Origin of the sequence: Pseudomonas sp. NPDC089408 (genome assembly GCF_044749445.1) — a bacterium.
GTDB lineage: Bacteria > Pseudomonadota > Gammaproteobacteria > Pseudomonadales > Pseudomonadaceae > Aquipseudomonas.
Window position 1 is genome coordinate 149,208 of the sequence record NZ_JBIVHY010000004.1, and the last position, 24,604, is coordinate 173,811.

Sequence of the window (24,604 nt, forward strand, 5' to 3'; positions counted from 1 at the left end):
CGGCCCTTCGCGGGTAAACCCGCTCCTACAGGGACCGTACAGATTTCGAATGCTGTGGAGGACCTGTGGGAGCGGGTTTACCCGCGAAGAAGCTCACACCGATCTAGAGAAACTGCTCGGCATAATGACAAGCCACCTGCCGAGTACTCACCTGCCGCAATGCCGGCACCTCCTTCGCACACCGCTCGGTCGCATACGGGCAACGCTTGTGAAACGCACACCCATCCGGCGGGTTCAGTGGGTTCGGTAATTCCCCGGCAATGCGAATCTTCGGCTTTAAAGGATCAGGGTGAATCGCCGGTGTCGCCGACAGCAGCGCCTGGGTATACGGGTGCAGCGGTTTCTCGTAGATGTCCTCCTTCGGCCCCATCTCCACCGGCCGCCCCAGGTACATCACCAGCACATGATCGGCCACATGCCGTACCACCGCCAGGTTGTGCGAAATGAACACGTAGGCGGTGTTGAACTCCTTCTGCAAGTCCATGAACAGGTTCAGCACCTGGGCCTGGATCGACACGTCCAGCGCCGAAGTCGGCTCATCTGCCACCAGCACCTTTGGCTGCAACATCATCGCCCTGGCCAGGGCAATCCGCTGGCGCTGACCGCCGGAGAACATGTGCGGGTAGCGCTGATAGTGTTCAGGCCGCAAGCCGACCTGTTCCATCATCTTCTGCACTTTCTCGCGGCGTTCTGCCTTGCTCAGCGAAGTATTGATCAGCAGCGGCTCGGCCAACTGGTCGCCAATCTTCTGCCGTGGGTTAAGCGAGGCGTAGGGGCTCTGGAACACCATCTGCACGTCGCGGCGCAGTTGCTTGCGCTCGGCCTTGCTGGCGCCTTTTACCTCGGTGCCGGCAATTTGCAACGAGCCGGACGAAGGTTCTTCGATCAGGGTCAGGGCGCGGGCCAGGGTCGACTTGCCGCAGCCGGACTCGCCTACCACGGCCAGGGTCTTGCCGGCCTCCAGTTCGAACGACACGCCATTCAGCGCACGCACCAGCGCATGGCCCTTGAACAGCCCGCGGGAGACTTCGTAATGCCGGGTCAGGTCCCGGGCGGATAGAACGACGGCCATTACGCCACCTCCTGGTTCAGCGGGTAGAAGCAACGCACCAGGCTGTGCGCCTGTGGCTCAAGGGGCGGGCGCTGGCGCCGGCAGTTGTCCTGCACGTAGGGGCAGCGCGGCGACAGCAGGCAGCCGACCGGGCGGTCGTAGCGGCCGGGGACGATGCCGGGCAGGGTGGCCAGGCGTTCGGCGCCGATGCTGTGTTCGGGGATCGCCGCCAACAGCGCTTCGCTGTAAGGGTGGGCGGGGACGTCGAACAGCTCCGGCACTTGGCCCACTTCCACGGCTTCGCCGGCGTACATCACGCACACCCGCTTGGCGGTTTCGGCAACCACGGCGAGGTCGTGAGTGATCAGGATGAGCGCCATGTTGCGCTCTTTCTGCAGGTTCACCAGCAGTTCCATGATCTGCGCCTGGATGGTCACGTCCAGCGCGGTGGTCGGCTCGTCGGCGATCAGCAGCTTGGGTTCGCCGGCAATCGCCATGGCAATGGCCACGCGCTGGCTCATGCCGCCGGACAGTTGGTGCGGGTAGGCATCCAGGCGGCTTTCCGCAGCCGGGATCTCGACTTTTTTCAGCAATTCCAGGGCCCGCTGGCGGGCAGCCTTGCCTTTCAGGCCCAGGTGCTGACGCAGCACTTCTTCTATCTGGTAGCCCACGGTGTAGCTGGGGTTAAGCGCGGTCATCGGGTCCTGGAAGACCATGGCGATGTCCTTGCCCACCACCTTGCGCCGCTGCCGGCCGCTGAGCTTGAGCATGTCGGTGCCGTCGAAGGTAAGGGCGTCGGCGGTGATGCGCCCGGGAGCGTCGATCAGGCCCATCAGGGCCATCATGGTGACCGATTTGCCAGAACCCGACTCGCCGACGATGGCCAGGATCTCGCCGGCCTCCACCGCCAGGTTCAGGCCATCGACCACCGGTACTGCGTTGGCGTCGCCGAAGCGCACATTCAGGTTGTTGATCTGCAACAGTGACATGGCGTTCTCCTCAGGCGGCGTTCTTGAGTTTCGGGTCCAGCGCATCGCGCAGGCCGTCGCCCATCAGGTTGATAGCCAGCACACTGAGCAGAATGGTCAGGCCGGGCAGGCTCACCACCCACCAGGCGCGCTCGATGTAGTCACGGGCCGAGGCCAGCATGGTGCCCCACTCGGGGGTGGGGGGTTGTACGCCGAGGCCGAGGAAGCCCAGCGCGGCGGCGTCGAGGATCGCCGAGGAAAAACTCAGGGTGGCCTGCACGATCAGCGGTGCCATGCAGTTGGGCAGCACGGTGACGAACATCAGCCGTGGCAGCCCGGCACCGGCCAGGCGGGCGGCAGTGACGTAGTCGCGGTTCAGCTCGACCATCACGGCGGCGCGGGTCAGGCGCACGTAGGAGGGCAGCGACACGATGGCGATGGCGATCACCGTGTTGATCAGGCCAGGGCCGAGGATGGCGACGATGGCGACCGCCAGCAGCAGCGACGGCAGGGCCAGCATCACGTCCATCAGGCGCATGATCGATGGGCCGAGCAATTGCGGGAAGAACCCGGCCAGCAGGCCCAGCAGGATACCCGGGATCAGCGACATCACCACCGACGACAGGCCGATCAGCAGCGACAGCCGTGCGCCCTGGATCAACCGCGAAAGCAGGTCGCGGCCGAGTTCGTCGGTGCCGAGGATGAACTGCCAGGTGCCGCCTTCCAGCCACACCGGCGGGGTCAGCAGGAAGTCGCGGTACTGCTCGCTTGGGTCATGCGGGGCCACCCACGGCGCGAACAGCGCGCAGAACACCACCAGGCTCATGAAAGCCAGGCCCATTACCGCGCCTTTGTTGCGCGCGAAGGCTTGCCAGAATTCTTTGTATGGCGAGGGATAGAGCAGGCTCTGGTCCACCGGGCTGGCCGGTGACACGGATTTCGGAATCGGGCTAGTCATGGCAAAGGCCTCAGCGCTGATGACGGATGCGTGGGTTGGCCAGGCCGTAGAGGATGTCCACGACGAAGTTGACCAGGATTACCAGGCAGGCGATCAACAGGATGCCGTTCTGGACCACGGGGTAGTCACGGGCGCCGATGGCTTCGATCAGCCATTTGCCGATGCCCGGCCAGGAGAAGATGGTTTCGGTCAGCACCGCACCGGCCAGCAGCGTGCCGACTTGCAGGCCGAACACGGTCAGTACCGGGATCAGCGCGTTGCGCAGGCCATGCACGAACACCACGCGGGCTGGCGACAGGCCTTTGGCACGGGCGGTGCGGATATAGTCTTCGCGCAGCACTTCAAGCATCGACGAGCGGGTCATGCGCGCGATCACCGCCAGCGGGATGGTGCCGAGCACGATAGCGGGCAGAATCAGGTGCATCACCGCGTCCTTGAATGAGCCTTCCTCATCACTGAGCAGGGTGTCGATAAGCATGAAGCCGGTTTTCGGCTCGATGTCGTAGAGCAGGTCGATGCGCCCGGACACCGGGGTCCAGCCCAGGCTCACCGAGAAGAACATGATCAGGATCAGGCCCCACCAGAAGATCGGCATCGAGTAGCCGGCCAGCGAGATACCCATCACCCCATGGTCGAACAGCGAACCGCGCTTGAGCGCGGCGATCACCCCGGCTAGCAGGCCGACGATGCCGGCGAACAACAGGGCGGCGAAAGCCAGTTCGAGGGTGGCCGGGAACAGGGTGAGGAACTCGGTCCACACGCTTTCGCGGGTACGCAGCGACTCACCAAGGTCGCCCTGGGCCAGCTTGCCGACGTAGTCCAGGTACTGGACCGGCAGTGGCTTGTTCAGGCCCAGGCGCTCCATGGCCTGGGCATGCATTTCGGGGTCGACCCTGCGCTCGCCCATCATCACTTCCACCGGGTCGCCGGGGATCAGGCGTATGAGCGCGAAGGTGAGCAAGGTGATGCCGAAAAAGGTCGGTATCAGCAGGCCAAGGCGCCGGGCAATAAAACTCAACATTGTCGGGGTTACCTCATCAGGCCGTGCGGCCAACAGCGCGCGACGGCAGTGCCGCCGGTCCCTGTGAGGGTTGCCGGCGGTCGTTGTTGTTCTACTTCACCTTGGTGGTGGCGAAGTTGTTTTTGGCCAGAGGGCTGATCACGTAGCCCTCCACGTTGTCACGCATGGCGGTGAACACCTTCGGATGGGCCATGCTGATCCAGGGTTGGTCGTCATCGTACACCTTCAATGCCTCGCTATAGAGCCTTGCGCGTTCGTCGTTGTCGATCACCTCGCGGGCGCGGCTGATCAGCTCCTGGAACTTAGGGTTGCACCAGCGCGCATAGTTCTCGCCGTTCCTGGCCGCCTCGCAACTGAGCAGTGGGGTGAGGAAGTTGTCCGGGTCGGCGTTGTCGCCGGCCCAGCCAGTGGACACCAGGTCGGCTTCGCCTTTCTTGGCGCGGCGCAGCATCTCGGCCCATTCCATCACGCGGATATCCAGCCGCAGGCCGATCTGCTTGAGGTCGGCTTGCAACATCTCGGCAGACAGGCGCGGGTTAGGGTTGGTCATGCCGCCGCCGTTGCGGGTGAACAGGGTGATGACCGTGCCCTCCGGTACGCCAGCCTCCTTGAGCAGGGCACGCGCCTTGTCGAGGTCTCGCGGCGGGTTCTGGTTGGCCTTGTTGTAGCCGATCATGGTCGGCGGGTAGGGGTTGACGCCCACCAGCGCATTGCCTTTGCCAAACAGCTGGTCGACGTGGGTCTGGCGGTCGAAGGCCATGTTGATGGCCTTACGCACGCGCACGTCGCTGAGGTATTTGTGCTGGGTGTTCATGGCGATGTAGCCAGTTACCAGTGCTTCGGTCTCGGCCACCTTGAGCCTGGAATCGGCCTTGATCGACGGCACGTCTTCCGGTTTGGGGTACACGGCGACCTGGCATTCGTTGGCGCGCAGCTTCTGCAGCCGCACATTGCTGTCGGTGGCTATAGCGAACACCAAGGCGTCCGCGGGTGGCTTGCCACGGAAATAGTCCGGGTTGGGTTTGAAGCGGACCTGGGCGTCCTTGTTGTAGCGCTGGAAAATGAACGGGCCGGTGCCGATGGGTTTGCTGTTCAGTTCGGCGGTTTTGCCGGCCTTGAGCAACTGGTCGCCGTATTCGGCGGAGTAGATCGAGGTAAATGCCATGGCCATGTCCCGTAGGAACGGCGCTTCCGGGCGGGTGAGGGTGATCACGACGGTGTGGTCGTCGGCCTTGTCCACCGACTTGAGCAAGCTCCTGAAGGCCATGCTTTCGAAATAGGGGTAACCGACGCTGGTCTTGTCGTGCCACGGGTGGGCCTTGTCGAGCTGGCGGCGCAGGCTCCACAGCACATCGTCGGCGTTGAATTCACGGGTGGGGGAAAAGTAGTCGGTGCTGTGGAATTTCACGCCTTGCCGCAAGTGGAAGGTATACGTCAGCCCGTCTGCCGAGATGTTCCAGCGTTCGGCCAGCGCCGGCTCGATGTCGGTGGTGCCAGGCTTGAAGTCGACCAGGCGGTTGAACAGCGTTTCTGCGGCGGCATCGAAGGTGACCCCGGTGGTGTACTGGACCACGTCGAACCCTTCCGGGCTGGCTTCGGTGCACACTACCAGCGGCTTGGCTGCCAGTTGCGTGGCGCTGCCGAGTACCAGCGCGGCCAGTGCCAGGCGTAGCGGTAGCCGTTTGATGAATGCTCTCTGCATGGGGTGAAGTCTCCCTGCTTGCATGGTTCCAGCGTAGCCGCCACGGCCCGCCGTGAAGCGGACCGTGGCGTCAACGGTCAGAGAATGTTGAATGGAATGGTGGTGACCACACGGAACTCATCCAGGCTGCCATCGCCCTGGGCCTTGCTGGCGCGGTGGGTGGTGTAGGTGGCGCGGATGCTGGTGTCTTTCAGTGGCCCGCTCTGTACCGCGTAGCTGGTGCCGATACCCCACTCGTAGTGGGTTTCGCCATCCAGGCCCTTCACGTCATAGGCCGTGCCACGGTAGTGGGTGCCGTCGATGCCCCAGCCGCGGGCGTTGTACAGGTTGAACTTGAGCCCCGGCACGCCATAGGGCGCCATGTTCAGCACGTAGGAGAGCTTCAGCGACTTCTCGTTGGGGCCGTTGAAGTCCGACAGCAGCGAGTTGGCCAGGTAGATGCCGTTGGTTTCGTGCAGGTAGTCGAAGTACTCGTTGCCGTTGACCTGCTGCCAAGAGGCGCCGAGGGTGTGGGCCTGGTGGGTCAGGTCGAGCGACAGGCTGTAGGTGTCGTTGTCGATCTTGCCCATCTTCTGGCTGCCGGCGTCGACCGTCTTGTAGTAGTTCAGGCCAGTGCTCAGGCTGAGCACTGCGCTGTCGCCGAGCACATGGTTGGCGCCGAAGTAGTACTGGTTCCAGAAGTCGTCGACCTTGGTCGCGTACAGGCTGGTGCTCAGGCTCTTGAGCGGCTGGTAGTTGATGCCGGCGGTGCTGGCGCGGTCTGTTTCCACGCCGGTGGCGCTGTACTCGCTGCGGAACTTGCTGAGGCTTTGTTCGGTACGTGGCGAGACGCGGTCGAAGGTACCCAGGTCGAGGCTGAGGTTGTCGAACTCGGCACTGTGCAAGAACGCGCCCTGGAAGCTGGACGGCAGGGCGCGGTTACCGATGTAGGCGATCATCGGCGTGTCCACTGTCTGGCGGCCGAGGGTGAGGGTGGTGTTGGACACGCGCGCCTTGATGTTACCCAGGCCCAGTTTGCTCCACTGGCCGATGGGGTCGCCATCGCTGTGGGTGAGCGTGCGGTTGTTGGGGCCGGCGATGGCTTCACGGCTTTGTTGCAGGGCGATGGCGTTGTAGCCGGCGGCCTCGACGGCGATGCCCACGGTACCTTCGGTGAAGCCGGAGCTATAGTTGAGGATGGTGCCCTGCACCCAGTTCTCGCGGCTATGGGTGTCGTGGCGGGTGCCGTCGTTCTTGTAGTAGCGCCAAAGCGGGGCGCGTGCGGCGCGTTCGCGGGCGTACCAGTTGCGGGTGCTGCCGGACACGCTCTGGCCGTCGATGAAGCCGCTGGCCTGGGCTTGTTCGCTGATGCCTTTGAGGGTGATGGGGATGAAGTCCTGGCTCTGTGGGTCGGCCTGGGCCACGGTGGAAAAGGCACTGATGGATAAGGCCAGTGCGGTCAAGGTGAATACTCTCAAGGTTGAAGCTCCCTTTCTTTTCTAGTTATGGCCGGCCTTGTGGGCCGGGTGCTTGCTGCGGTGTTGCCAGGGTTGCCGCGGGATCGCCGGGCAAAATTGGGGGAGTTGTGTTGGCTGTGCCGGCCTTTTCGCGGGTAAACCCGCTCCTACAGGGGCCTGCGTAGCCCCTGGCGTGTGGAGATCCTTGTAGGAGCGGGTTTACCCGCGAATAGGCCGCTACCGGTTAACGCTTAATCAACACTCACACCGGAAAAATCATTGCGCCCAAACGGGCTGACCTTGAACTGGGAAACCTTGACGCTAAGCGGCTGGTTCACCGTGGAATGGGCCACCGGGGTAATCGGCACCTGCTGCTTGAGCCGCTGCTGGGCCTGCTGGTACAGGGCGCTGCGTTGCGCCGGGTCGGTGATCTGCTTGGCCTGCTTGACCAGGCTGTCGTACTGCGGGTCGCACCACAGCGAGTAGTTGTTGCTGCCGATGGCGTCGCAGCTGTAGAGCGTGCCCAGCCAGTTGTCCGGGTCGCCGTTGTCTCCGGTCCAGCCGATCAGGGCGATGTCGTGCTCACCGCTTTTCATGCGCTTGATGTATTCGCCCCATTCATAACTGATGATGCGCACCTTGAAGCCGAGCTTGTTCCAGTCGGACTGGAGCATTTCAGCCATCAGCTTGGCGTTGGGGTTGTAAGGGCGTTGCACCGGCATGGCCCACAGGGTGACCTCGGTACCCGGCTTGACCCCGGCCTGCTGCAGTAGCTGTTTGGCCTTTTCCGGGTCGTAGGGCGCGTCCTTGAGGGTTTCGTCATAGGACCACTGGGTCGGTGGCATGGCGTTGACTGCCAGCTGGCCAGAGTCCTGGTACACCGCCTGGATGATGGCTTTCTTGTTCACCGCCATGTCCATCGCCTGGCGCACTTCCAGGCGGTCGAACGGTGGGTGCTGGGTGTTGTAGGCGATGTAGCCGAGGTTGAAGCCTGGTTGCTGCAGCACCTGCAGTTTGCTGTCGGCCTTGAGCGCCGGCAGGTCGGCCGGGCGCGGGTGCAGGGTGACCTGGCATTCGTTGCGGCGCAGCTTCTGGATGCGCACCGAAGGGTCGACGTTGATCGAGAACACCAGGTTGTCGATTTTCACCTGGTCCGGCGCCCAATAGGCCTTGTTGCCCTTGTAGCGGATCTGCGAGTCCTTCTGGTAGCGCTGGAACACGAATGGCCCGGTGCCGATCGGTTGCTGGTTGATGTCGCTGGGGCGACCGCTGGCTAGCAGCTTGCCGGCGTATTCGGCAGAGAGAATCGACGCGAAGCTCATGGCCAGGTTCTGGATGAACGCGGCATCGACCGTGTTCAGGGTGAAGACCACGGTCAGCGGGTCGGCTTTCTCGACCCGGGCGATGTTCTTGTCCAGGCCCATGCTGATGAAGTAGGGGAACTCGGTGGGGTAGGCCTGGCGGAACGGGTGGCCCTTGTCGAGCATGCGGTTGAAGGTGAACAGCACGTCGTCGGCGTTGAAGTTGCGGGTCGGGGTAAAGAATTTGTTGCTGTGAAACTTCACCCCTTCACGCAGGTGGAAGGTGTAGCGCAGGCCGTCTTCGGAAACCTCCCAGCGGCTTGCCAGGGCGGGGTGCACGGCGGTACCGCCACGCTCGAACTCGACCAGGCGGTTGTAGATGGGCTCGGCGGCGTCGTTGTCGGTGGCAGTGGTGTATTGGGCGGTGTCGAAACCGGCGGGGCTGCCTTCGGAGCAGAACACCAGGTTGTTGGCCTGCACGGCTGGAGACTGGCTAAGCAGGCCCAGGGCCAGCAGGGCGGAAAGGTGGGTAGCGTGGCGCATGGCAAATCCTTTTTCATCTGTTTGCACCGCTTCGGGGTACGAATGGCGGCAACAGTTCGCCGACCCCGCAGCGGATGGCCGCAGGACGACATGAAGAGGTGGTGAGAGTGAAGGGCACCCGCCGCTTGACGGGTGCCGGGGTTACCCTATTTGTCCACGCTGACGCCGTAGAAAGAGTTCAGCGCGAACGGGCTGATCTTGAAGTCCTTCACCTTGGCGCTCATGGGCTGGTACACGGTGGAGTGGGCGATCGGGGTGATCGGTACCTGCTCCTTGAGGATGTGCTGTGCCTTCTGGTACAGCTCGGTGCGCTTGGCCTGATCGGAGGTGGCCTTGGCTTGCTTGATCAGGTCGTCGTAGGGCTTGAAGCACCACTTGGAGAAGTTGTTGCCGTCGATGGCATCACAACCGTAGAGGGTGCCCAGCCAGTTGTCCGGGTCACCGTTGTCGCCGCTCCAGCCAATCAGCATGGCGCCCTGTTCGCCGCCTTTGGAGCGTTTGATGTATTCGCCCCATTCGTAGCTGACGATTTTCGCCTTGATGCCGATCTTGGCCCAGTCGGACTGGAGCATTTCAGCCATCAGCTTGGCATTGGGGTTGTAAGGGCGCTGCACCGGCATGGCCCACAGGGTGATTTCGGTGCCGTCCTTGACGCCGGCTTCCTTGAGCAGCTGTTTGGCCTTCTCAGGGTCGAAGGGGGAGTCCTTGATACTGTCGTCATAGGACCACTGGGTTGGCGGCATGGCGTTGACCGCCAGCTGGCCGGCGCCCTGGTAGACCGACTCGATGATCTTCTTCTTGTCCACGGCCATGTCCAGCGCCTGGCGCACCTTCAACTGGGCCATGGGGTTGGGCTCGTTGCTGCCCTTGATCTTGTCCATCACGTTGTACGCAATGTAGCCGAGGTTGAAGCCTGCTTGCTGCGGCATCTGCAGGTTCTTGTCGGCCTTCAGCGGCGCGATGTCGGCCGGGCGCGGGAACAGGGTGACCTGGCACTCGTTCTTCTTCAGCTTCTGCATGCGCACCGAAGCGTCGGTGGTGATGGCGAAGATCAGGTTGTCGATCTTCACGTCAGCGGGCTGCCAGTAGTCCTTGTTGCCCTTGAAGCGGATCTGCGCGTCCTTCTGGTACTTGCTGAACACGAACGGGCCGGTGCCGATCGGCTTCTGGTTGATGTCGGCTGCCTTGCCGCCCTTGAGCAACTGGTCGGCGTATTCGGCGGACTGGATCGAGGCAAAACTCATGGCCAGGTTCTGGATGAACGCGGCGTCGACTTCGTTGAGGGTGAACTTGACCGTGTATTCGTCCAGCTTCTCCAGCTTGGCGATGTTCTTGTCCATGCCCATGTCGGTGAAGTACGGGAACTCGGTGGGGTAGGCCTTGCGGAACGGGTGGTCCTTGTCGAGCATGCGGTTGAAGGTGAACAGTACGTCGTCGGCGTTGAATGTGCGGGTTGGCTTGAAGTAGTCGGTGGTGTGGAACTTTACCCCTTCGCGCAGGTGGAAGGTGTAGGCCTTGCCGTCGTCGGACACTTCCCATTTGGTCGCCAGGCCCGGGATCACCGCAGTGCCGCCGCGCTCGAACTGGGTCAGGCGGTTGAACACGGTCTCGGCGGAGGCGTCGAAGTCGGTGCCGGTGGTGTACTGCCCCGGGTCGAAGCCGGCCGGGCTGCCTTCGGAGCAGAACACCAGGTTTGAGGCGGCTAGTGCCGACGGTGCACCGGTGAGCAAGCCTGCACCTAGCAGGAACGGAATGACTGCGTGTTTGAGCATGGTGGCCTCATTGTTGTCATTTTTCGGATGAGGTGGCCTCGTGAGCCGACCTGCGGATACTTATGCAGGGGGTGTTCCCAATGCAATACACACAAGGATAGTTGGCGCCAGAAAAGTGGTACGAGCGTACATGGATGTCGCATTGGTATAACTTTCAGCGAAGTTAAACGTTTGCGCAGGCAAAATGATGGCTTTTTGCAGGATGTTTCGGGGAGGGGGAATTTGTAGGAAGCACCCTGGTGGTGCGTAGGAAAGGTCTGAAACTGCGTAATTGGGGCTGCTTTGCAGCCCATCGCGACGCAAGGCCGCTCCTACATCAAGCGTGTGCTCAAGTCTGGCGCGGTCCCCTGTAGGAGCGGCCTTGTGTCGCGATAGGGGCGCGAAGCGCCCCCAAGGGCCTCAAGGCATCTGCACTTCGATCAACCCATCCGCATTCATGCTCACTTCACTGGTCCCGGCTTCAATATCCGGCGCCGGTGCCGCTTCATCCCCCGCCATGGCCTTCATCGCCATCGGCGCGCTACGCATGTACGGGCGCGGGTAACCGCTGCTGTTCAGGTTCAGGCTGACCACCTTGTAGCCCTTGCCACCCAGCGCCTCGGTGGCCAGTTGCGCGCGCGCCTTGAAGGCATCCACTGCATCCTTGAGCAGTGCATCTTCGCTGGACTTGCGCGTGGCCGGGGCGATGGAGAAGTCCATGCCACCCATTTTCAGCGCTTGCAGCAGGTCGGCGGTAAGCTGCGACAGGGCCGGGAAGTTGGCGCTTTCTAGGCGCAGTTCGGCACGCTCGCGCCAGCCGGTGATCTTCTGGCCTTTGCTGTCATACACCGGGTAACTGTTGCGGCTGCCCTGGCTGATCTTCACGTCTTTGACCTGGCGCGACTGCTCCACGGCCTTGTTCATGGTTTCGGTGATCTGTTTGGCGAGCTTGCCCGGGTCGGTGTTCTGCGCTTCGCTGTACAGGGTCACGACCATCAGGTCGCGCGCCACTTCCTTGCTGACTTCGGCACGCAGCGATACCTGGTTGTAGCGCGGTTCATCGGCAGCCAGCGCCGGCAGGCTGGCGAGCAGGCCGCAGGACATGAGCAGGGCGGCGCCGCGACGTGGGATTTGCATGGGTTACTCCTTGGCAATAAAAGGCGTGGGCTCTGGTCATCCATGCCACGCATGGGCCATCAGACCGGGAACAGTGTAGTGGGTTCAAAAGTGCCACCATCACTGTGTGACAAAGTGTGGCGCTTTGCCGCATCGCTGCAGCAGGGCGCCCGGCTTCGGTATACTCCAGCCGATTTTTCTGGAGCACTCATCAGGAGAGCTCATGCTCGCTGCCGTACAACCGCTGTCCGCTACCCGCCAGAACCTGTGGCGCCTGACCGTCATCCGGGTCCTGGTCCTGGCTGCCCAGGCCGGCTCGGTGGGCGTTGCCTACTGGACCGAACTGCTGCCGTTACCCTGGCTGTCGCTGGCCGGCACCTTGGCGTTGTCATCGCTGCTGTGCGCCTTCACGGCCCTACGCCTGCGCCTGTCGGTACCGGTCACCGAAATGGAATACGCCCTGCAGCTAGCCTGTGACCTGCTGATCCACAGCGCCTTGCTGTATTACTCCGGTGGTTCGACCAACCCGTTCGTGTCGTACTACCTGGTACCGCTGGCGATTGCTGCGGTAACCCTGCCGTGGCTGTATTCGCTGATCCTTTCCGGTATTGCCCTGACCGCCTACAGCCTGCTGCTGGTGCAGTTCTACCCGCTCGAAGGCCTGCCGATGGCGCGGGACAAGATGCAGGTCTACGGCATGTGGCTGAGTATTGCCCTGGCTGCGGCGGTGATCACCTTCTTTGCTGCGCGCATGGCCGAAGAGTTGCGCCGCCAGGAGCAGCTGCGTTCCGAGCGGCGTGAAGAAAGCCTGCGCGACGAGCAGTTGCTGGCCGTGGCCACCCAGGCCGCCGGCGCCGCCCATGAACTGGGCACGCCGCTGGCGACCATGAGCGTGCTGATCAACGAAATGCGCCAGGACCACACCGACCCGCTGTTACAGGAAGACCTGCAGATCCTTCAGGACCAGGTAAAACTGTGCAAAGAGACCCTGCAGCAGCTGGTGCGCGCAGCCGAAGCCAACCGCCGCCTGGCGATCGTGGAGCAGGATGTGACCGCCTGGCTGGACGAAGCGCTGAACCGCTGGCACCTGATGCGCCCGGAAGCCAGCTACCGCTTCCAGCGCCTGCGCGACGGCAAGGTGCCACGCCTTACCCCGCCGCCCGACCTGACCCAGGCGCTGCTGAACCTGTTGAACAATGCAGCCGATGCCTGCCCCGATGACCTTGAAGTGCGCCTGGACTGGGACGCCCAGGACATCGTCATCAGTATCCGCGACCATGGCCCCGGCGTGCCGCCGGCCATTGCCGAAGCCATCGGCAAACCCTTCATTACCACCAAAGGCAAAGGCTTCGGCCTGGGCCTGTTCTTGAGCAAGGCCAGCGTGACCCGTGCGGGCGGTTCGGTGAAACTCTATAGTCATGAACAGGGTGGCACCCTGACCGAACTGCGCCTGCCCTATGGCAAGCGAGGAGATGAATGATGAGCGATGAAAACCAGGTCGAAAGCGAAGAGCTGCCGCACCTGCTGCTGGTGGATGATGATGCCACCTTTACCCGGGTCATGGCCCGGGCCATGAGCCGCCGCGGTTTCCGCGTGAGCACGGCCAGTTCGGCCGAGGAAGGCTTGATTCTGGCCCAGCAGGATCTGCCGGACTACGCCACGCTGGACCTGAAGATGGACGGCGACTCCGGCCTGGTGCTTTTGCCCAAGCTGCTGGAGCTGGACCCGGAAATGCGCGTGGTGATCCTGACCGGTTACTCGAGCATTGCCACCGCGGTGGAAGCGGTCAAGCGCGGCGCCTGCAACTACCTGTGCAAGCCGGCTGATGCCGATGATGTGCTGGCGGCGCTGCTGTCGGAACACACCGACCTGGATACCCTGGTGCCGGAAAACCCGATGTCGGTTGACCGCCTGCAGTGGGAGCACATCCAGCGCGTGCTGAACGAGCACGAGGGCAACATCTCGGCGACTGCCCGGGCGTTGGGCATGCACCGCCGGACCTTGCAGCGCAAATTGCAGAAGCGGCCGGTTCGGCGCTGATTATCTGCTGGCAATGCCGGCCCTTTCGCGGCGGTTCGACGCCTCGATGAACCCGCTCCCACAGGTATTTCACAGGCCTCAACGCCTGCGCGGTACCTGTGGGAGCGGGTTCACCCGCGAAGAGGCCGGTACTGACAGAAATTTCTCTATAACATTCCGCGATCCCCGCAAATCCCGGCTGTTGGCGTATCATTAGCCGCCTAACGGCAACCCCCTCCAGGATCGCTTGCGCATGCTCGCCCTTCTTATCCAGACACTGAACATCACGGCACCAGTCTTCGCCATGTTGTTCATGGGCATACTGCTCAAACGCATCCGCCTGATCGACGACAACTTCAACCGCGTCGCCTCGCAGCTGGTGTTCAACGTGTGCATGCCGGCGCTGCTGTTCCTTGGCATTTACCACGCTGACCTGGCCGCCGCGGTCAAACCCGGCGTCATCCTCTATTTCATCGTCGCCACCCTGGTCGGCTTCGCCATAGCCTGGGGCTTGGCCATCTGGCGCAGCCCGCTGGCCGACCGCGGCATCTATACCCAGGGCGCGTTTCGCGGCAACAACGGCGTAATCGGCTTGGCCTTGGCTGCCAGCCTGTACGGTGACTACGGTATATCCTTGGGGGCGGTGCTCGCCGGCCTGGTCATCCTTATGTACAACTCGCTGTCGGCGGTGGTGCTGGCGGTGTACAGCCCGGACCTCAAGTCCGACCCGTGGAGCATTTGCAAGAGCATCTTCAGCAACCCGCTGATCATCAGCGTGCTGGTGGCCACGCCAATGGCCTACGGCCAGGTGCCGCTGCCCAACTGGCTGCTGACTTCAGGCGACTACCTGGCGCAGATGACCCTGCCACTGGCGCTGATCTGCATTGGTGGCACATTGTCGCTGGCGGCGCTGCGTGACAGTGGCCGGCTGGCCTTCGATGCCAGCCTGGTGAAGATGGTCTGGTTGCCGCTGGTGGGTACCCTTGGCGCCTGGTTGTGCGGTTTCCGCGGTGCGGAGCTGGGCATCCTGTTCCTGTACATCGGTAGCCCGACCGCAGCAGCCAGCTACGTGATGGCGCGGGCGGCCAATGGCAACCACCAGCTGGCTGCGTCGATCATCGTGATTACCACGCTAATGGCGGCGATCACCACCAACATCGGTATTTTCATCTTGCAGTGGGGCGGATGGATCTAGATCCTTGACTGCAAACAACAGCAACAACACTGCCTCACTGAGCCAAAGGACACTTCATGCAAGACCAGAGCACGCCCGAGCCGTTACAGCGCGGGCTGAAGAATCGCCATATCCAGCTGATCGCGCTGGGCGGGGCCATCGGTACCGGGTTGTTCCTGGGCATTGCCCAGACCATCCAGCTGGCCGGCCCCTCCGTGCTGCTGGGCTACGCTATCGCCGGCCTGATGGCCTTCCTGATCATGCGCCAGCTGGGCGAAATGGTGGTGGAAGAGCCGGTTGCCGGCAGCTTCAGCCACTTTGCCCACCAGTACTGGAGCGAGTTCGCCGGTTTTGTCTCGGGCTGGAACTACTGGGTGGTGTATGTGCTGGTCGGCATGGCCGAGCTGACGGCGGTGGGCATCTACGTGCAGTACTGGTGGCCAGAGTTCCCGACCTGGGCCACCGCGGCGATCTTCTTTGTGGTGATCAACCTGATCAACCTGACCCAGGTGAAGGTCTACGGCGAAATGGAGTTCTGGTTCGCCCTGGTCAAGGTGGTGGCGATCGTCAGCATGATCGGCTTTGGCGCCTGGCTGCTGAGCAGCGGCCACGGCGGCCCGGATGCCAGCGTGGCCAACCTGTGGCAGTACGGCGGCTTCTTCCCTAACGGCGTCAGCGGCCTGGTGATGGCCCTGGCGGTGATCATGTTCTCGTTTGGTGGCCTGGAGCTGGTGGGTATCACCGCTGCAGAGGCTGACAACCCACGCCAGAGCATCCCCAAGGCCACCAACCAGGTGGTGTACCGCATCCTGATCTTCTACATCGGCGCGCTGGCGGTGCTGCTGTCGTTGTACCCCTGGCAGAAGGTCGTACAGGGCGGTAGCCCGTTCGTGATGATTTTCCATGAACTGGACAGCGACCTGGTGGCAACCATCCTCAACATCGTGGTGCTCACTGCTGCGCTGTCGGTGTACAACAGCTGCGTGTACGCCAACAGCCGCATGCTGTTCGGCCTGGCCAGCCAGGGCGATGCGCCACGCCAGTTGCTGAAGGTGAGCCGCAGCGGCGTGCCGCTGACGGCGCTGGGTGTATCGGCGTTCGCCACAGGCCTGTGTGTGGTGATCAACTACCTGATGCCGGGTGAGGCCTTTGGCTTGCTGATGGCGCTGGCGGTGTCGGCGCTGGTGATCAACTGGGCGAGCATCAGCATTACGCACCTGAAGTTCCGCAAGGCCAAGCTGGCCGCCGGGATTACCCCCTTCTACAAGAGCCTGGGGCACCCGCTGACCAACTACCTGTGCCTGGCCTTCATCGTGCTGATCCTGGTGGTGATGTACCTGACCCCGCCGATCCGCATTTCGGTGATGCTGATCCCGGCGTGGATTGCCGTGTTGTGGGTGGCTTTCAGGTTGAAGAAGGCGCGGCAGGCCAAGGGCTGAGTCAGGGTTGTTCTTGAGGGGTATGCCGTTAGGTTTTCGGCGCCTGTGAGATCGAGCGCCGCCCGCGCGGCGCTTCGCGGGGCAAGCCCGCTCCCACATCTGTTCGGGCCAATCAATCCTGTAATTCCATCGCTGTCCGCCTTGTTTGTACGACTCGATATCGAGCCATACGCATAGGTGCGCGCGCAAATGTCATAGGAGTAACTGGCCAGAAACAGATGTGGGAGCGGGCTTGCCCCGCGAAGCGCCGCGCGGGCGGCGCTCGATCTCACAGGCGATGAAAGTGTAAAGGCATGCGCCTGGCGGCCCTGACGCGCTCACCTTACACCCCTCAATGCTGCCGCCGCCATGCCCGCACCGTCGTGTACAACAACACAAACGCAAGCACCGGCAGCACATAAAACAGCATCAACTTTTCCAGCCGGCCAGCCAGCGGCAAGCCCATGGTAAATGCCGCCACGTGCAGGCCGTACGCCAGGTACAAGCACAGGAACACCAGCCCTTCGGCACGGGTGATGCGGTACCCGGAATAGAACACCGGTAGGCTCAGAACAGCAACGCCAAGCATCACTGGCAGGTCAAAAGACAGCGCATTGGGTGAAATCGACAGTGGCTCGGGTGTCACCAGTGCAGTCAGGCCCAGTACGCCCAATAGGTTGAACAGGTTGCTGCCGATCACCGTACCCACGGCAATCTCCCGTTCGCCACGCAGGGCGGCGATCAACGCGGCGGCCAGCTCCGGCAGTGAAGTGCAGATGGCAACCACCGTCAGGCCGATGATGCGCTCGGACAGGCCCAGGTCGGTGGCCACCTCGGTGGCGGCCTCCAGCAGCAAGTGGCCTGCCAGGCTCAGCAGGGCAAAGCCGGCCAGCACCTGCAGCAGCGTGCCAGTCCAGAAGCGCCCGGCGCTGGCCCGGGCGGCATCCGGGGCAGGGTAGGTACGGGCATAGTGGCGCGACTGGTGCCAGAGCATGGCCAGGTAACCGGCCAGGCCAAGCAGCAGCAGTACCCCCTCGACCCGGCCCAGGTGGCCGTTGGCGGACAGCGCATAGACCAGCCCGCTGGCGACGATCAGCAGGGGTATGTCCAGGCGTACCAGTTGGCGTGACACCCGCAAGGGGATGATCAGCGCGGCCAGGCCGAGAATGACCAGTACGTTGAAGATATTGCTGCCGACCACGCTGCCGACCGCCACATCGGGTGCGCCTTGGTAGGCGGCCTGCAGGCTCACGGTCAGTTGTGGCGCAGTGCTGCCGAAGGCCACCAGGCTCAGGCCGATGATCAGCGGGCGTACGTGCAGGCGCTGCGCCAGGCGCAAGGCTGCGCGCACCAGCAGTTCGGCACCGCCGACCAGCAACAGCAGGGCAATGCCCAGTTGCAGCAGGCTAAAGGTGGGGAGGGTGGCCAGGTCGAAAATGGTCGGACTCCTGTCGCGTCAATCGCTAAGCCCTTGTACTCGCACGCGCGCCGTTCCGCTACGGAGCATGCCGATTTTTTCTGCGGCGGCGCGTGACAGGTCAATCAGGCGGCCGCGGGTATGCGGGCCACGGTCGTTGATGCGCACCACTACGCTGCGCTGGTTGGCCATGTTGGTAACCAGGACGCGGCTGCCGAACGGCAGGCTGCGGTGGGCGGCGGTCAGGCCGTGCTGGTTGAACGGTTCGCCGCTGGCGGTGCGTTTGCCGTGGTGGCGTGAGCCGTAATAGGAAGCGGTGCCCGTCTGGTCATAGCCGCGCGGGTCGACGTCATGGCTGGCGCAGCCGGCCAGGAAGGAAAACAGGGCCAGGGTGCCGAGGGATCGTTTTAGCAAGTCAGGTGCTCTCCTGGGGCGGCCATTCGCGGGTAAACCCGCTCCTACAAGTACAGTGCAACCCTGTAGGAGCGGCTTTAGCCGCGAACGAGGGCGAAGCCCTCGCAGCATTACGGGGGTAAAAGAATCACCCTTCGAGCTTGGCTTTGAGCAATTGGTTCACCTGCCCCGGGTTGGCCTTGCCTTTGGAGGCTTTCATGGCCTGGCCGACGAAGAAGCCGAACATTTTGCCACGCTTGGCTTCATCGGCCGCACGGTACTGTTCGACCTGCTCGGCGTTGGCAGCCAGCATTTCGTCGAGCATCTTGTCGATCGCACCGCTATCGGTGACCTGTTTCAGGCCTTTGCTCTCGATGATGCTGTCAGCATCGCCTTCACCGGCAGCCATGGCCTCGAACACGGTCTTGGCGATCTTGCCGCTGATGGTGTTGTCGCGGATGCGCAGCAGCATGCCACCCAGTTGCGCAGCGCTGACCGGCGCCTGGTCGATTTCCACGCCCAGTTTGTTCAGCAGGCTGCCCAGCTCGACCATGACCCAGTTGGCGGCCAGCTTGGCATCGCCACCGGTTTTCACCACTTCTTCAAAGTAATCCGCCTGTTCGCGGCTGGACGCCAGCACGTTGGCGTCGTAGGCCGAGAGGCCGTATTGGCTCTGGAAGCGCTCGACCTTCTGCGGCGGCAGCTCGGGCAGGCCGGCACGGATGGTTGCCAGGTAGCTGTCCTCAATCACCACCGGCAGCAGGTCAGGGTCGGGGAAGTAACGGTAGTCGTTGGCTTCCTCCTTGCTGCGCATGGAACGGGTCTCGTCCTTGTTCGGGTCGTACAGGCGGGTTTCCTGCACCACCTTGCCGCCGTCTTCGATCAGGTCGATCTGGCGCTGGATCTCGCTGTTGATCGCGCGCTCGATGAAGCGGAACGAGTTGACGTTCTTGATCTCGCAGCGGGTGCCGAACTCGGTCTGGCCTTTCGGCCGAATCGACACGTTGCAGTCGCAACGCAGCGAGCCTTCGGCCATGTTGCCGTCGCAGATGCCCAGGTAGCGCACCAGGGCGTGGATCGCCTTGACGTAGGCCACGGCTTCCTTGGCGCTGCGCATGTCAGGCTCGGAGACGATTTCCAGCAGCGGGGTGCCGGCGCGGTTCAAGTCGATACCGGTCGAGCCGCTGAAGTCTTCGTGCAGGCTTTTGCCGGCATCTTCTTCCAGGTGCGCACGGGTAACCCCGATGCGCTTGATGGTGCCGTCTTCCAGGGCGATGTCCAGGTGGCCCTTGCCGACGATCGGCAAGTCCATCTGGCTGATCTGGTAGCCCTTGGGCAGGTCCGGGTAGAAGTAGTTCTTGCGCGCGAACACGTTGCGCTTGCCGATCTCGGCATCGATGGCCAGGCCGAACATGCACGCCATGCGCACGGCTTCCTGGTTCAGCACCGGCAGTACGCCGGGCATGCCAAGGTCAACCAGGCTGGCCTGGGTGTTCGGCTCGGAGCCGAAGGTGGTAGCGCTGCCGGAGAAGATCTTCGACTGGGTGGCGAGCTGAGTGTGGATTTCCAGCCCGATCACAACTTCCCATTGCATGTGTGAACTCCTCAGAAGCCGTTGGGGGCACGGGTGTGCCAGTCGGTCACTTGCTGGTAGCGGTGCGCGACGTTGAGCAGGCGGCCTTCCTGGAAGTACGGCGCCAGCAGCTGCACGCCGACCGGCAGGCCGTCGACGAAGCCGGCTGGCATCGACAGGCCCGGCAGGCCCGCCAGGTTGGCGGTAATGGTGTAGACGTCTTCCAGGTAGGCGGCGACCGGGTCGCTGCTCTTGGCGCCAAGCTTCCAGGCCGGGTTTGGCGTGGTTGGGCCGAGGATCAGGTCGACATCGTTGAAGGCAGCCATGAAGTCGTTCTTGATCAGGCGACGGATCTGCTGCGCCTTCACGTAGTAGGCGTCGTAGTAGCCGGCCGACAGGGCGTAGGTGCCGACCATGATGCGACGCTGCACTTCAACACCGAAACCTTCGCCGCGCGAACGCTTGTACAGGTCGGTGAGGTCTTTCGGTGCTTCGCAGCGATAACCGAAGCGCACGCCGTCAAAGCGCGACAGGTTGGAGGACGCTTCAGCCGGGGCGATCACGTAGTAGGCCGGAATGGCGTGCTGCATGCTCGGCAGGCTGATTTCCTTGACCACGGCACCGAGCTTTTCCAGCTCTTTGACGCTGGCCTGGACCAGCTCGGCAATGCGCGGGTCGAGGCCGGCACCGAAGTATTCCTTCGGCAGGCCAATGCGCAGGCCCTGCAAGGACGCGTTGAGGTTGGCGCTGTAGTCCGGCACCGGTTCTTCGATGCTGGTGGAGTCCTTGGCATCGAAACCGGCCATGCCTTGCAGCAGCAGGGCACAGTCCTCGGCAGTACGGGCCAGTGGGCCACCCTGGTCGAGGCTGGAGGCGTAGGCGATCATGCCCCAGCGCGAAACACGACCGTACGTCGGTTTCAGGCCGGTGAGGTTGGTCAGTGCCGCCGGCTGGCGGATCGAGCCGCCGGTGTCGGTACCGGTGGTGGCCGGCAGCAGGCGCGCAGCCACGGCCGCAGCCGAACCACCCGACGAACCGCCTGGTACGTGCTCGAGGTTCCACGGGTTCTTCACCGCGCCGTAGTGGCTGGATTCGTTGGCCGAACCCATGGCGAATTCGTCCATGTTGGTCTTGCCCAGGGTGACCATGCCGGCTTCGGCCAGCTTGGCGACCACGGTGGCGTCATACGGCGCCTTGAAGTTGTCGAGCATCTTCGAGCCGCAGCTGGTGCGCATGCCGTTGGTGCAGAACAGGTCCTTGTGGGCGATGGGCGCACCCAGCAGCGCGCCGGTCTCGCCGGCGGCGCGACGGGCGTCGGCGGCACGCGCCTGGCCCAGGGCCAGGTCTTCGGTGACGCTGATGAAGCTGTTGATCTGCGGGTCGAGCTGCTTGATGCGCGCCAGCAGGGCGCCGGTCAGCTCTTCGGAGGAAAACGACTTGTCGGCGAGTCCGCGGGCGATCTCGGCCAGGGTCAATTGATGCATGGCAGGCTCTATCCCTTACTCGATGACTTTGGGAACCAGGTACAGACCGCTTTCGGTCGATGGCGCGATCGCCTGGTAGGTGTCGCGCTGGTTGCTTTCGGTGACCTGGTCGGGACGCAGGCGCTGGCTGGCCTCCAGCGGGTGGGCCAGGGGCTCGATGCCAGTGGTATCAACCGCTTGCATCTGGTCGACCAGCCCGAGAATGCTGTTCAGGGCGTCGGTAATGCGTGGCAAATCGCCATCATTCAGGCCCAGGCGGGCCAGATGGGCGATCTTCTCCACGTCGCAGCGTTCAAGCGCCATGAGGATCTCCAAGGGAAACAAAGAACGGAATTTGGGTCCGCAGTGAGGAACATGTCAGCTTTCTGGCGGTCTAACGGCCGCGAATTTCTGCTGGCGTGCTCGGAAAAACAGCCAATTTAACATATTGGCTCCTTGCCCAAAATCCCTGCCATTGTTAGAGTTTGCCGCACTTTTTTACCCACGCTTTCCCCAGGGTCACTTTCCCATGTTCAAGAAACTGCGTGGCATGTTTTCCAGCGATCTTTCCATCGACCTGGGTACTGCCAACACCCTTATTTACGTGCGTGAGCGCGGTATCGTCCTGAATGAGCCCTCGGTTGTTGCCATCCGTACCCATGGCAACCAGAAAAGCGTCGTCGCCGTCGGTACCGAAGCCAAACGCATGCTGGGCCGTACGCCTGGCAACATTGCAGCCATTCGTCCGATGAAGGACGGCGTCATCGCCGACTTCAGCGTCTGCGAAAAAATGTTGCAATATTTTATCAACAAGGTTCACGAGAACAGCTTCCTGCAGCCAAGCCCGCGCGTACTGATCTGCGTGCCGTGCAAATCGACCCAGGTAGAGCGCCGCGCCATTCGCGAGTCGGCCCTGGGTGCTGGTGCCCGTGAAGTGTTCCTGATCGAAGAGCCGATGGCCGCTGCCATTGGTGCCGGCCTGCCGGTCGAAGAAGCCCGCGGTTCGATGGTCGTCGATATCGGCGGCGGTACCACTGAAATCGCCCTGATCTCGCTGAACGGCGTGGTCTATGCCGAATCGGTTCGCGTCGGCGGCGACCGCTTCGATGAAGCCATCGTCACTTACGTGCGTCGCAACTACGGCAGCCTGATCGGCGAATCCACCGCCGAGCGCATCAAGCAGGAAATCGGTACTGCCTACCCGGGCGGCGAAGTCCGTGAAGTCGACGTACGTGGCCGTAACCTGGCCGAAGGCGTACCGCGTGCCTTCACCTTGAACTCCAACGAAGTGCTTGAAGCGCTGCAGGAATCGCTGGCGACCATCGTCCAGGCGGTCAAGAGCGCACTTGAGCAATCGCCGCCAGAGCTGGCCTCGGACATTGCCGAGCGTGGCTTGGTGCTGACCGGTGGTGGCGCGCTGCTGCGTGACCTCGACAAGCTGCTGGCCCAGGAAACCGGCCTGCCGGTGATCGTTGCCGAGGACCCGCTGACCTGTGTCGCCCGTGGCGGCGGTCGCGCCCTGGAGATGATGGACAAGCACGCGATGGACCTGCTCTCCAGCGAGTGATCCCGCTCGCTGTTCACGAGCGCCCGGTTTACAGGTAGTACGCACAGTGCTACCTGTATGTGCCGGGCTGGCGCCCGTTCCGGGCGCCGTATCCATCAATCCGCAACCAGGCTGGTGCGTTGTCCCATGTCCAATGACCTCCTGAGTCGTCCACGAGGAACGGCCCATTAAACCGCTTTTCTCCAAGGGCCCTTCGCTGGGCGTTCGCCTGCTCGTTCTGGTAGTGATGTCGGTCGCGTTGATGGTTGTCGACGCGCGCTTCGACGTGCTCAAGCCCGTGCGCAGCCAGATGGGCCTGGTGCTGATGGAGTCGTACTGGATCACTGACCTGCCGCAGCGCGCCTGGCAGGGCGTGGCCGGCCAGTTCGGTAGCCGCACCGAGCTGATCGCCGAAAACGAGAAGCTCAAGACCGAGGCCCTGCTGTTGCAGGGGCGCCTGCAAAAGCTGGCGGCCCTGACCGAACAGAACGTGCGCCTGCGCGAGTTGCTCAACTCCTCGGCACTGGTCAACGAAAAGGTCGAAGTGGCCGAGCTGATCGGTGTCGACCCGAATCCGTTCACCCACCGCATCCTGATCAACAAGGGCGAGCGTGATGGTGTGTTCCTCGGCCAGCCGGTGCTCGATGCCCGTGGCTTGATGGGCCAGGTGGTCGAGTTGATGCCCTATACCTCGCGGGTGCTGCTGCTGACCGATACCACCCACAGCATTCCGGTACAGGTCAACCGCAACGGCCTGCGCGCTATCGCCAGCGGCACCGGCAACCCGGAGCGCCTGGAATTGCGCCATGTGGCCGATACTGCTGACATCAAGGAAGGCGACCTGCTGGTCAGCTCCGGCATGGGCCAGCGTTTCCCGGCCGGTTACCCGGTGGCCACGGTCAACGAGGTGATCCACGACTCTGGCCAGCCGTTCGCCATCGTTCGCGCCATCCCCACCGCCGCGCTCAACCGCAGCCGCTACATGCTGCTGGTGTTCAGTGACCGGCGTACCCCGGAGCAGCGCGCCACGGAGGCGGCCATCGCCCAGGAAGAGGCTGACCGCAAGGGCGCTGCGACTGTCGGCCAGCCGGCCACCAGTGGCGAGCAGGCAACGCCAGCGACGGCTACACCTGCCGCGCCGGCCACCCCGGCAGCTCCGGTCACCCCGGCTACCCCGGCCGCGCAGCCCGCAGCCCCGGCTGCCGCACCTGCTGCCCCCGTTCCCCCCCGGAGACAATGATGGCTGCATCACGCCGCAACAATGGCTGGGTCATCTGGCTGACTTTCGCCATCGGCCTGCTGCTTAGCGTCTCGCCCATGCCGCAGTTCATGGAAGTGTTCCGGCCCATGTGGCTGGCCTTGCTGGTGTCGTTCTGGACCCTGGCGGTGCCGAACAAGGTCGGCATGACCACGGCGTTCGTGCTGGGCCTGGCCGAGGACGTGCTGTACGGCACGCTGCTGGGGCAGAACGCACTGATCCTTACCCTCATCACTTTCCTGGTGTTGTCGCTGCAGCAGCGCCTGCGCATGTTCCCCATGTGGCAGCAAAGCCTGGTCATCCTGGTGATCTTCGGTATCGCCCAGCTGATCCAGCTGTGGCTCAGCGCCCTGACCGGCAACCGCCTGCCGACCCTGGCGCTGGTCTGGTCAGCGGTGATCAGTGCCTTGCTCTGGCCGTGGATCAGCTTCGCCCTGCGCGACCTGCGCCGCCGCTTGCGTATCAACTGACGGCGATACGCCACTGACAGGGAGAT

The 24,604-nt window shown here is 63.0% G+C and carries 21 protein-coding genes; 7 read left to right on the forward strand and 14 right to left on the reverse strand.

All coding sequences use genetic code 11. The features are described 5' to 3' along the window. Positions 1-103 precede the first annotated feature (103 nt). The 9 genes from ACIP02_RS08820 to ACIP02_RS08860 form a co-directional block, all read right to left on the reverse strand. Positions 104-1,072, reverse strand: a complete 969-nt coding sequence (locus tag ACIP02_RS08820; RefSeq protein ID WP_400615307.1) for a peptide ABC transporter ATP-binding protein — start codon at positions 1,070-1,072, stop codon at positions 104-106. After that, entirely contained in the window at positions 1,072-2,040 is a 969-nt protein-coding gene (locus ACIP02_RS08825; RefSeq protein WP_400615309.1) for an ABC transporter ATP-binding protein, read from the reverse strand. The genes ACIP02_RS08820 and ACIP02_RS08825 overlap by 1 nt, the downstream gene beginning before the upstream one ends. A gap of 10 nt (positions 2,041-2,050) precedes the next feature. Beyond that, positions 2,051-2,977: an ABC transporter permease subunit gene (locus tag ACIP02_RS08830; protein WP_201198679.1), complete on the reverse strand. Its 927-nt coding sequence runs from the start codon at positions 2,975-2,977 to the stop codon at positions 2,051-2,053. 10 nt (positions 2,978-2,987) lie between these two features. Then, positions 2,988-3,998 (reverse strand): ABC transporter permease subunit, encoded by a 1,011-nt coding sequence (locus tag ACIP02_RS08835; RefSeq protein WP_201198680.1) that lies wholly within the window; start codon positions 3,996-3,998, stop codon positions 2,988-2,990. A 91-nt stretch (positions 3,999-4,089) separates the two neighbouring features. After that, complete coding sequence (locus ACIP02_RS08840) at positions 4,090-5,700, reverse strand: ABC transporter substrate-binding protein (RefSeq protein WP_400615313.1); 1,611 nt, start codon at positions 5,698-5,700, stop codon at positions 4,090-4,092. A 77-nt stretch (positions 5,701-5,777) separates the two neighbouring features. Beyond that, complete coding sequence (locus ACIP02_RS08845; RefSeq protein WP_400615315.1) at positions 5,778-7,157, reverse strand: OprD family porin; 1,380 nt, start codon at positions 7,155-7,157, stop codon at positions 5,778-5,780. Positions 7,158-7,387: 230 nt separating this feature from the next. Next, positions 7,388-8,980, reverse strand: coding sequence for an ABC transporter substrate-binding protein (locus ACIP02_RS08850; RefSeq protein ID WP_400615317.1), 1,593 nt, complete (start codon positions 8,978-8,980; stop codon positions 7,388-7,390). A gap of 146 nt (positions 8,981-9,126) precedes the next feature. Further along, complete coding sequence (locus tag ACIP02_RS08855) at positions 9,127-10,752, reverse strand: ABC transporter substrate-binding protein (protein ID WP_400615319.1); 1,626 nt, start codon at positions 10,750-10,752, stop codon at positions 9,127-9,129. Between the two features lie 399 nt (positions 10,753-11,151). Continuing rightward, a complete protein-coding gene (locus tag ACIP02_RS08860; protein ID WP_400615322.1) occupies positions 11,152-11,868 on the reverse strand; it encodes an SIMPL domain-containing protein in 717 nt (238 codons plus the stop codon). A gap of 202 nt (positions 11,869-12,070) precedes the next feature. On the opposite strand from ACIP02_RS08860, the gene ACIP02_RS08865 reads away from it, so the two are divergent. The 4 genes from ACIP02_RS08865 to ACIP02_RS08880 all read left to right on the forward strand — a co-directional run bounded on the left by ACIP02_RS08865 (position 12,071) and on the right by ACIP02_RS08880 (position 16,479). Beyond that, positions 12,071-13,327: an ATP-binding protein gene (locus ACIP02_RS08865; protein WP_400615324.1), complete on the forward strand. Its 1,257-nt coding sequence runs from the start codon at positions 12,071-12,073 to the stop codon at positions 13,325-13,327. After that, the gene (locus ACIP02_RS08870) at positions 13,327-13,887 is read left to right on the forward strand and encodes a response regulator transcription factor (RefSeq protein ID WP_400615326.1); all 561 of its coding nucleotides are present in this window, start codon (positions 13,327-13,329) and stop codon (positions 13,885-13,887) included. The genes ACIP02_RS08865 and ACIP02_RS08870 overlap by 1 nt, the downstream gene beginning before the upstream one ends. Before the next feature lie 232 nt (positions 13,888-14,119). Beyond that, positions 14,120-15,061, forward strand: a complete 942-nt coding sequence (locus tag ACIP02_RS08875) for an AEC family transporter (RefSeq protein ID WP_201198706.1) — start codon at positions 14,120-14,122, stop codon at positions 15,059-15,061. Positions 15,062-15,117: 56 nt separating this feature from the next. Continuing rightward, positions 15,118-16,479 carry an amino acid permease gene (locus ACIP02_RS08880; RefSeq protein ID WP_400615328.1) on the forward strand — a complete coding sequence of 454 codons (1,362 nt, stop codon included), beginning with the start codon at positions 15,118-15,120 and terminating at the stop codon, positions 16,477-16,479. A gap of 331 nt (positions 16,480-16,810) precedes the next feature. On the opposite strand, the gene ACIP02_RS08885 is transcribed toward ACIP02_RS08880, so the two are convergent. The 5 genes from ACIP02_RS08885 to gatC all read right to left on the reverse strand — a co-directional run bounded on the left by ACIP02_RS08885 (position 16,811) and on the right by gatC (position 21,628). Continuing rightward, entirely contained in the window at positions 16,811-17,854 is a 1,044-nt protein-coding gene (locus ACIP02_RS08885; protein ID WP_400615733.1) for a calcium/sodium antiporter, read from the reverse strand. Between the two features lie 60 nt (positions 17,855-17,914). Beyond that, positions 17,915-18,289: a septal ring lytic transglycosylase RlpA family protein gene (locus tag ACIP02_RS08890; RefSeq protein ID WP_400615330.1), complete on the reverse strand. Its 375-nt coding sequence runs from the start codon at positions 18,287-18,289 to the stop codon at positions 17,915-17,917. 127 nt (positions 18,290-18,416) lie between these two features. Next, positions 18,417-19,862 (reverse strand): Asp-tRNA(Asn)/Glu-tRNA(Gln) amidotransferase subunit GatB, encoded by a 1,446-nt coding sequence (gene gatB, locus ACIP02_RS08895; protein ID WP_400615333.1) that lies wholly within the window; start codon positions 19,860-19,862, stop codon positions 18,417-18,419. Positions 19,863-19,873: 11 nt separating this feature from the next. Further along, on the reverse strand, positions 19,874-21,325 hold the full coding sequence (gene gatA / locus ACIP02_RS08900; protein ID WP_400615335.1) for an Asp-tRNA(Asn)/Glu-tRNA(Gln) amidotransferase subunit GatA: 1,452 nt from the start codon (positions 21,323-21,325) through the stop codon (positions 19,874-19,876). Positions 21,326-21,340: 15 nt separating this feature from the next. Further along, positions 21,341-21,628 (reverse strand): Asp-tRNA(Asn)/Glu-tRNA(Gln) amidotransferase subunit GatC, encoded by a 288-nt coding sequence (gene gatC, locus ACIP02_RS08905; protein ID WP_400615337.1) that lies wholly within the window; start codon positions 21,626-21,628, stop codon positions 21,341-21,343. 205 nt (positions 21,629-21,833) lie between these two features. Between gatC and mreB the strand changes: the two genes are divergently transcribed. From mreB to mreD, 3 genes are all read left to right on the forward strand, one after another. Then, a complete protein-coding gene (gene mreB / locus ACIP02_RS08910) occupies positions 21,834-22,871 on the forward strand; it encodes a rod shape-determining protein MreB (protein WP_003255163.1) in 1,038 nt (345 codons plus the stop codon). A gap of 166 nt (positions 22,872-23,037) precedes the next feature. Beyond that, positions 23,038-24,090, forward strand: a complete 1,053-nt coding sequence (gene mreC, locus ACIP02_RS08915; protein ID WP_400615735.1) for a rod shape-determining protein MreC — start codon at positions 23,038-23,040, stop codon at positions 24,088-24,090. Next, positions 24,090-24,578, forward strand: coding sequence for a rod shape-determining protein MreD (gene mreD, locus ACIP02_RS08920; RefSeq protein WP_400615340.1), 489 nt, complete (start codon positions 24,090-24,092; stop codon positions 24,576-24,578). Before mreC ends, mreD begins: the two co-directional genes overlap by 1 nt. Positions 24,579-24,604 lie beyond the last annotated feature (26 nt).

Coding starts and splice junctions, on each gene's coding strand:
- ACIP02_RS08855 (WP_400615319.1), bottom strand. CDS start 10,752: ATGCTCAAACACGCAGTCATTCCGTTCCTGCTAGGTGCAGGCTTGCTC.
- ACIP02_RS08820 (WP_400615307.1), bottom strand. CDS start 1,072: ATGGCCGTCGTTCTATCCGCCCGGGACCTGACCCGGCATTACGAAGTC.
- mreB (WP_003255163.1), top strand. CDS start 21,834: ATGTTCAAGAAACTGCGTGGCATGTTTTCCAGCGATCTTTCCATCGAC.
- ACIP02_RS08840 (WP_400615313.1), bottom strand. CDS start 5,700: ATGCAGAGAGCATTCATCAAACGGCTACCGCTACGCCTGGCACTGGCC.
- mreD (WP_400615340.1), top strand. CDS start 24,090: ATGGCTGCATCACGCCGCAACAATGGCTGGGTCATCTGGCTGACTTTC.
- gatB (WP_400615333.1), bottom strand. CDS start 19,862: ATGCAATGGGAAGTTGTGATCGGGCTGGAAATCCACACTCAGCTCGCC.
- ACIP02_RS08865 (WP_400615324.1), top strand. CDS start 12,071: ATGCTCGCTGCCGTACAACCGCTGTCCGCTACCCGCCAGAACCTGTGG.
- gatC (WP_400615337.1), bottom strand. CDS start 21,628: ATGGCGCTTGAACGCTGCGACGTGGAGAAGATCGCCCATCTGGCCCGC.
- ACIP02_RS08825 (WP_400615309.1), bottom strand. CDS start 2,040: ATGTCACTGTTGCAGATCAACAACCTGAATGTGCGCTTCGGCGACGCC.
- ACIP02_RS08880 (WP_400615328.1), top strand. CDS start 15,118: ATGCAAGACCAGAGCACGCCCGAGCCGTTACAGCGCGGGCTGAAGAAT.
- gatA (WP_400615335.1), bottom strand. CDS start 21,325: ATGCATCAATTGACCCTGGCCGAGATCGCCCGCGGACTCGCCGACAAG.
- ACIP02_RS08835 (WP_201198680.1), bottom strand. CDS start 3,998: ATGTTGAGTTTTATTGCCCGGCGCCTTGGCCTGCTGATACCGACCTTT.
- ACIP02_RS08850 (WP_400615317.1), bottom strand. CDS start 8,980: ATGCGCCACGCTACCCACCTTTCCGCCCTGCTGGCCCTGGGCCTGCTT.
- ACIP02_RS08830 (WP_201198679.1), bottom strand. CDS start 2,977: ATGACTAGCCCGATTCCGAAATCCGTGTCACCGGCCAGCCCGGTGGAC.
- ACIP02_RS08870 (WP_400615326.1), top strand. CDS start 13,327: ATGAGCGATGAAAACCAGGTCGAAAGCGAAGAGCTGCCGCACCTGCTG.
- ACIP02_RS08860 (WP_400615322.1), bottom strand. CDS start 11,868: ATGCAAATCCCACGTCGCGGCGCCGCCCTGCTCATGTCCTGCGGCCTG.
- ACIP02_RS08875 (WP_201198706.1), top strand. CDS start 14,120: ATGCTCGCCCTTCTTATCCAGACACTGAACATCACGGCACCAGTCTTC.